The organism is Nevskia sp. (genome assembly GCF_023266035.1).
GTDB lineage: Bacteria > Pseudomonadota > Gammaproteobacteria > Nevskiales > Nevskiaceae > Nevskia.
Genome location: NZ_JAHFRY010000194.1, coordinates 1 through 5,859 on the forward strand (window position 1 = coordinate 1; position 5,859 = coordinate 5,859).

7 protein-coding genes are annotated in these 5,859 nt (G+C 63.7%); 6 read left to right on the top strand and 1 reads right to left on the bottom strand.

What is annotated here, in order from left to right:
* Positions 1 to 459, bottom strand: a 459-nt coding sequence (locus Q0D45_RS20360) for a hypothetical protein (protein ID WP_293397408.1), incomplete at its 3' end; no start/stop codon positions are given.
* 95 nt (positions 460 to 554) lie between these two features.
* On the opposite strand from Q0D45_RS20360, the gene Q0D45_RS20365 reads away from it, so the two are divergent.
* The 6 genes from Q0D45_RS20365 (at position 555) to Q0D45_RS20390 (ending at position 5,796) form a co-directional block, all read left to right on the top strand.
* Positions 555 to 719 (top strand): DUF1328 domain-containing protein, encoded by a 165-nt coding sequence (locus Q0D45_RS20365; protein WP_022975781.1) that lies wholly within the window; start codon positions 555 to 557, stop codon positions 717 to 719.
* A gap of 73 nt (positions 720 to 792) precedes the next feature.
* Positions 793 to 1,437, top strand: a complete 645-nt coding sequence (locus tag Q0D45_RS20370) for a BON domain-containing protein (RefSeq protein WP_293397414.1) — start codon at positions 793 to 795, stop codon at positions 1,435 to 1,437.
* Positions 1,438 to 1,485: 48 nt separating this feature from the next.
* On the top strand, positions 1,486 to 1,683 hold the full coding sequence (locus Q0D45_RS20375) for a CsbD family protein (protein WP_293397417.1): 198 nt from the start codon (positions 1,486 to 1,488) through the stop codon (positions 1,681 to 1,683).
* Positions 1,684 to 1,899: 216 nt separating this feature from the next.
* Positions 1,900 to 2,334, top strand: a complete 435-nt coding sequence (locus Q0D45_RS20380; RefSeq protein ID WP_293397420.1) for a DNA polymerase III subunit chi — start codon at positions 1,900 to 1,902, stop codon at positions 2,332 to 2,334.
* A gap of 8 nt (positions 2,335 to 2,342) precedes the next feature.
* Positions 2,343 to 2,750: a hypothetical protein gene (locus tag Q0D45_RS20385; protein ID WP_293397423.1), complete on the top strand. Its 408-nt coding sequence runs from the start codon at positions 2,343 to 2,345 to the stop codon at positions 2,748 to 2,750.
* A 121-nt stretch (positions 2,751 to 2,871) separates the two neighbouring features.
* The gene (locus Q0D45_RS20390; protein WP_293397425.1) at positions 2,872 to 5,796 is read left to right on the top strand and encodes a valine--tRNA ligase; all 2,925 of its coding nucleotides are present in this window, start codon (positions 2,872 to 2,874) and stop codon (positions 5,794 to 5,796) included.
* Positions 5,797 to 5,859 lie beyond the last annotated feature (63 nt).

Below are 5,859 nucleotides of genomic sequence, written 5' to 3' on the forward strand. Positions count from 1 at the left end.
CGGATCGCCTGAGCCTCGTCCGGCACGCAGGCTGACGATGAAGCGCGCGCCTTGGGCGCGCTGCGAGGCGACCTCGATGCAGCCCGCCACGCGGCCTGACTGCACGAAGGGCTCGAACATGCGGCTGAGCGGGCGGTAGCGCATGCCTTCGCCGCGGACTTCGATGCGGATCGCGTCCTGCCCGGCGACGATGCGGCCGTGGTCTTCGAGCCAGCAGCGGAAGGTCTTCAGCAGGGCAACTTCGGCATCGACGACGAGCGTCCGGTCTCGGTCTCGCCATCCCCAACGGCACCCTCGATTGGCGCGATCAAGAGCGCCATCCAGCTCGCGAGTGGCCGAATGTATTTCTTGCATTTTGCCCGCTTGGATCGACGACATCTTGCAATCCATCCCGAGCATGGTCCGGCGGATTAGCACAAGCTTTTGAAAAATAACAAATAAATTTCTGGCACGAAGCATGAGATGTATTGGGTACAGCACGCCGATTGGCGGTGTGCCGGGACTGCCATCGAGAAGGCGGGCCTGATCCAGACCGATCGCACCGGAGTTTTCTCATGCTGCATTACGCCGTCGTTTTCTTTGTCATCGCATTGATTGCGGCCCTGCTCGGATTCTCCGGTATTGCCGGCACTGCGGTCGGCATCGCGAAAGTGCTGTTCCTGGTTTTCATCGTGCTGGCCATCGTGTCTCTGATCTTCGGCCGCCGCGCCAAGCTCTGATGCCTTAGCTGCAAACGCCTCAAAACCCCTTCCCTCAAAAAGTCTCTAAAAATTCATCTCTAGGAAAACACCCATGAACTTCAATATCCGTAGCAACTCGAACCCGCTGATTGTCGCCGCCGTCGTCGTCACTTTCGGTCTCGCCGCCTGCGGCAAGTCGGTGCCGCCGGGCCAGGTTTCCGATAGCGCGGCTGCTGATGCGCCGAAGGAAAGCGCCACGCTGGGCAAGGCGATCTCCGATACCGCGATCACCGCCTCGGTGAAGGGCCGCCTCGGCAGCGATGCCCGGGTTTCCGATTCGGATATCTCGGTTGAAACCAATAACGGCATCGTCACCCTCAGCGGCACGGCCAAGGGCAGCGATGCCAAGAACGCAGCTGAAGAACTGGCCCGCGCCACGCCGGATGTGAAAGGCATCGACAACCGCATCGCCGCGCCGACCGCGCTCGATTCGATCGCCAAGAACGCCGAAGGCGTTGCCAGCGATGCCGGCGAAGCGATCAGCGACACGGTGATCACCACCAAGCTGAAGGCCGCGCTGATCGCCGACGAGACGACCAAGGGCACAGCGATCAATGTCACCACCCAGGACGGCAAGGTCATCCTGAGCGGCGAAGTGGCCAGCAAGCGCGAGCGCGAGAACGCCATCGCCATCGCCAGCGGCACCGGCGGCGTCAAGAAGGTCGATGCCGACGCGCTGAAGGTTGCCAGCCGCTGAGTCTCGGCTCCGCTACCCATAAAACCCCCCATCGAAAAGGAAATTCACATGAACGAAGACATCATCAAGGGAAAGCTCAAGCAGCTCACGGGCAACATCAAGGCCAAGTGGGGCGAATTGACGGATGACGATGCAGCCCTGGTCAACGGCAAGCGCGACGTGCTGGTCGGCAAGCTCCAGGAGAAGTACGGCCTGACCAAGGAGAAGGCCGAGCAGCAGATCAAGGAACTCGAAGACGCGAACTGATCGGCCACCTCCGGACTGAAGGCTTCCCCGAAGCCTTCACGGCTGATCCTCCGGTCAGCCAAGCCGGTGACGGCACGGTCGAGCAAGCTTGCGATGGGCGATCCGGCAACGGGTCGCCCATTTTTTTGGTCGACGCATCGCCGGGCCGAGCCGGCCGGGCAGGGCGAACCGGTATCCTTTGCGCGCCCTTCGCCGACGCCTATCCGTGACCCCCAAGTGACGCGTATTGATTTCTACATCCTGTCCGACGACTTCGCCGCCGCGACCAGCCACGTGCTGACCGCCTGCAAGCTCTGCGACAAGGCCACCGCGGGTGGCAAGCGCGTCTACGCCTACGTGCCGGATGCCGCCGCGGCCGAAGCACTGGACAGCGCGCTGTGGAGCTTCCGCCAGGGCGGCTTCATCGCTCATGAACGCCAGGGCACGAGCCTCGAAGAACCGCTGCCGGCCGTGCTGATCGGCGCCGGCGAACCGCCGGCCAGCTATGACGGCGTGATGATCAACCTCGGGCTCGACGTGCCCGATTTCTTCAGCCGCTTCGAGCGGGTGCTGGAAATCGTCGACGCCGATCCGTCCGCGCGCAGCAAGTCGCGTGAGCGCTACAAGTTCTACCGCGATCGCGGCTACGAACTCGCGACCCACAATCTCTGAGAGCCACCATGTCCCGCATTTTTCAGGTGGCAATCCGCTGCGCCTTGCCGATCAGCCTCGCGCTGCTGCTGCCGGCCTGCAGCCTGTTCAGCACCACGCCGTCGCCGGCCAAGCGCCAGGCCGTTCGGGATGCGCTGCCTTACGGCATGGACATCGCGCAGGCCCAGTCGAAACTCTCCGGCCTGGGCTTCGCCTGCAGCCGCCGCACCGGCAACTACACCGACGAAAGCGGCGCCGAGCACAGCAGCGAGCGCTTCCTGTTCTGCGAACAGCGCCCGAACACGATCAGCTTCGCCTGCGAGAACCGCGACCAGGTCACCGTGATCGACCGCGACGGCACCGTTGCCGGCATCGAGGTCACCCGTGGCCCGTCCTGCCAGCCGGCTTCGCCACCACCGGTAACGCGGTTCAAGTAGCCGGCCTGAAGACGCAGTTCAGGCCGGCGCACGCCAAGCCTTACAATCCCGCTCCCGTTTACTCATGACCCAGTGCCGCTGCGCCCGACGCAGCCGGCACCGAAGACCCGACGACCCTGACATGGACAAGACGTTCGACCCCAGCCGCGTGGAAGCCCAGTGGTGCCAGACCTGGGAAGCCGATGGCTGCTATCAGCCGAGCGGCAGCGGCAAGCCGTACTCGATCATGATCCCGCCGCCGAACGTCACCGGCACCCTGCACATGGGTCACGCGTTCCAGCACACGGTGATGGACGCGCTGACCCGCTATCACCGCATGGCCGGCTTCGACACGCTCTGGCAGCCGGGCACCGATCACGCCGGCATCGCCACGCAGATGGTCGTCGAGCGCAATCTGAAGCTCGCCGGCGAACCCTCACGCGCCGAACTTGGCCGCGAGAAGTTTCTCGACAAGGTCTGGGAATGGAAGAAGTACTCCGCCGGCACCATCAGCCAGCAGATCCGCCGCATGGGTTCCAGCGTCGACTGGAGCCGCGAAGCCTTCACGATGGACCCGGCCTACTCGAAGGCGGTGGTCGAGCACTTCGTGCGTCTGCATGAAGACGGCTTGATCTACCGCGGTAAGCGCCTGGTCAACTGGGACCCGGTGCTGCAGACCGCGATCTCTGATCTCGAAGTGGTGCAGGAAGAAGAGAACGGCAAGCTCTGGCACTTCCGCTATCCGCTCGCCAACGGCGCGACCTACGTCAACGCCGAAGGTGAAACGCTGAACTACATCGTGGTAGCGACCACGCGCCCGGAAACCATGCTCGGCGATACCGCCGTCGCCGTGCATCCGGAAGACGAGCGCTACCAGCATCTGGTCGGCAAGACCGTGATGCTGCCGCTGTGCAATCGCGAGATTCCGATCGTCGCCGACGACTACGTCGACCCGGCGTTCGGCACCGGCTGCGTGAAGATCACGCCGGCGCATGATTTCAACGATTACGCGCTGGGGCAGCGGCACAAGCTGCCCTTGATCAATGTGCTGACCAAGGCGGCGGCGATCAACGATGACGTGCCCGAGCCTTATCGGGGCCTCGACCGTGTCCTGGCCCGCAAGAAGGTCGTCGCCGATCTCGAAGCCCTGGCCGACAGCACGGCGTCCGCGCCGATCACCAGCACCGAAGAAGGCAAGCCGGTCTATCCGCGCGGCCTCGTCGACAAGATCGTCGACCACAAGCTGAAAGTGCCGCGCGGCGATCGCAGCGGTGCGGTGCTGGAGCCTTACCTCACAGATCAGTGGTTCGTCGATCTGATCCGCGAAACGCGCCATGACGGCCAGCCCGGCAACGGCGGCTTGCGGGCGATCACCAAGCCGGCGATCGACGCGGTGGAGTCCGGCCGCATCCGCTTCGTGCCGGACAACTGGAAGACCACGTACTTCCACTGGCTGAACAACATCCAGGACTGGTGCATCTCGCGCCAGCTGTGGTGGGGGCATCGCATTCCGGCCTGGTATGACGGTGCCGGGCAGGTTTATGTCGGCCGCGATGAAGCCGAAGTGCGGGCGAAGCACGGCCTGGCTGCGAGCGTTCCGCTGAAGCAGGACGAAGACGTGTTCGACACCTGGTTCTCGTCCGACATCTGGCCGATGGCCACCCTCGGCTGGCCTGAGAACACCGAGTCGCTGAAGAAGTACTACCCGAGCAGCGTTCTGGTCACCGGCTTCGACATCATCTTTTTCTGGGTCGCCCGGATGGTGATGATGGGCCAGTACTTCCAGCAGGACGTGCCGTTCAAGGACGTATTCATCACCGGCCTGGTGCGCGATCCGGAAGGCAACAAGATGTCGAAGTCGAAGGGCAATGTCCTTGACCCGCTCGACGTCGTCGATGGCATCACGCTCGATGCGCTGATCGCCAAGCGCACCACCGGCCTGATGAACCCGGCGACGGCGCCGAAGATCGAAGCCAAGACGCGCAAGGATTATCCGAAGGGCATCGAAGCGGTCGGTGTCGACGCGCTGCGCTTCACTTTCGCAGCACTCGCGACCAATGGCCGCGACGTGCGTTTCGACGCTGCGCGTGCCGAGGGTTATCGCAACTTCTGCAACAAGATCTGGAACGCCTCGCGCTTCGTGCTGATCAATGTCGGCGCGCTCGACGCCGAGACCGGCGAGGCGACTGCCGCGGTCTCGCTCGATGGTGAAGTGACGCTTTCAACTGCTGACCGCTGGATCATCTCCAGGCTGCAGAAACTCGAAGCCGAAGCTGCTGCGCACTTCGAGGCCTATCGCTTCGATCTGCTCGCGGCGAGCCTCTATCAGTTCATCTGGAACGAGTACTGCGACTGGTATCTGGAACTGACCAAGCCGGTGATGCAGGGCAGTGACGAACTGGCCAAGCGCGGTGCCCGCCGCACCTTGGTGCGGGTGCTCGAAGTCTGGCTGCGCCTGCTGCATCCGATCATGCCGTTCATCACCGAAGAGATCTGGCAGAAGGTCGCGCCGCTGGCTCAGAAGACCGGCAAGACGATCATGCTGGAGCCGTATCCGGTCGCCAACCCGGAGCGCATCGACGAAGCCGCCGAGGCCGATGTCGAATGGCTCAAGGGCTTCATGCTCGGCGTCCGCCAGATTCGCGGCGAGATGGACATCCCGCCGGGCAAGCCGGTGCCGGTGCTGATCCAGAACACCAGCGCAGCGGATGCCGAGCGCATCGCGCGCTTCGAGAGTTCGGTCAGCTTCCTGGCGCGCCTGGAATCGATTCGCGTGCTGGGCGCGGCCGATGAAGCGCCGCAGTCGGCCACCGCGCTGCTCGGCAGCATGAAGATCCTGGTGCCGATGGCCGGGCTGATCGACAAGGCTGCGGAACTCGCGCGTCTGGCCAAGCTGAAGGCCAAGCTCGAGAACGATCTGAAGATGAACGAGGCGCGGCTGGCCAGCGACAAGTTCGTCAACGGCGCACCGGCCGCGGTGATCGACAAGGAGCGGGCGAGAGTCGCTCAGCAGAAGGCAGAACTGGCGACGCTTTCCGAGCAGGAAGCGCGGATCAGCGCACTCTGAGCTTCGTCACTCGCCCGGCCGAGAGCTTGGGCGAGTGACAAAGCTCAGAGTGCGCTGATCCGC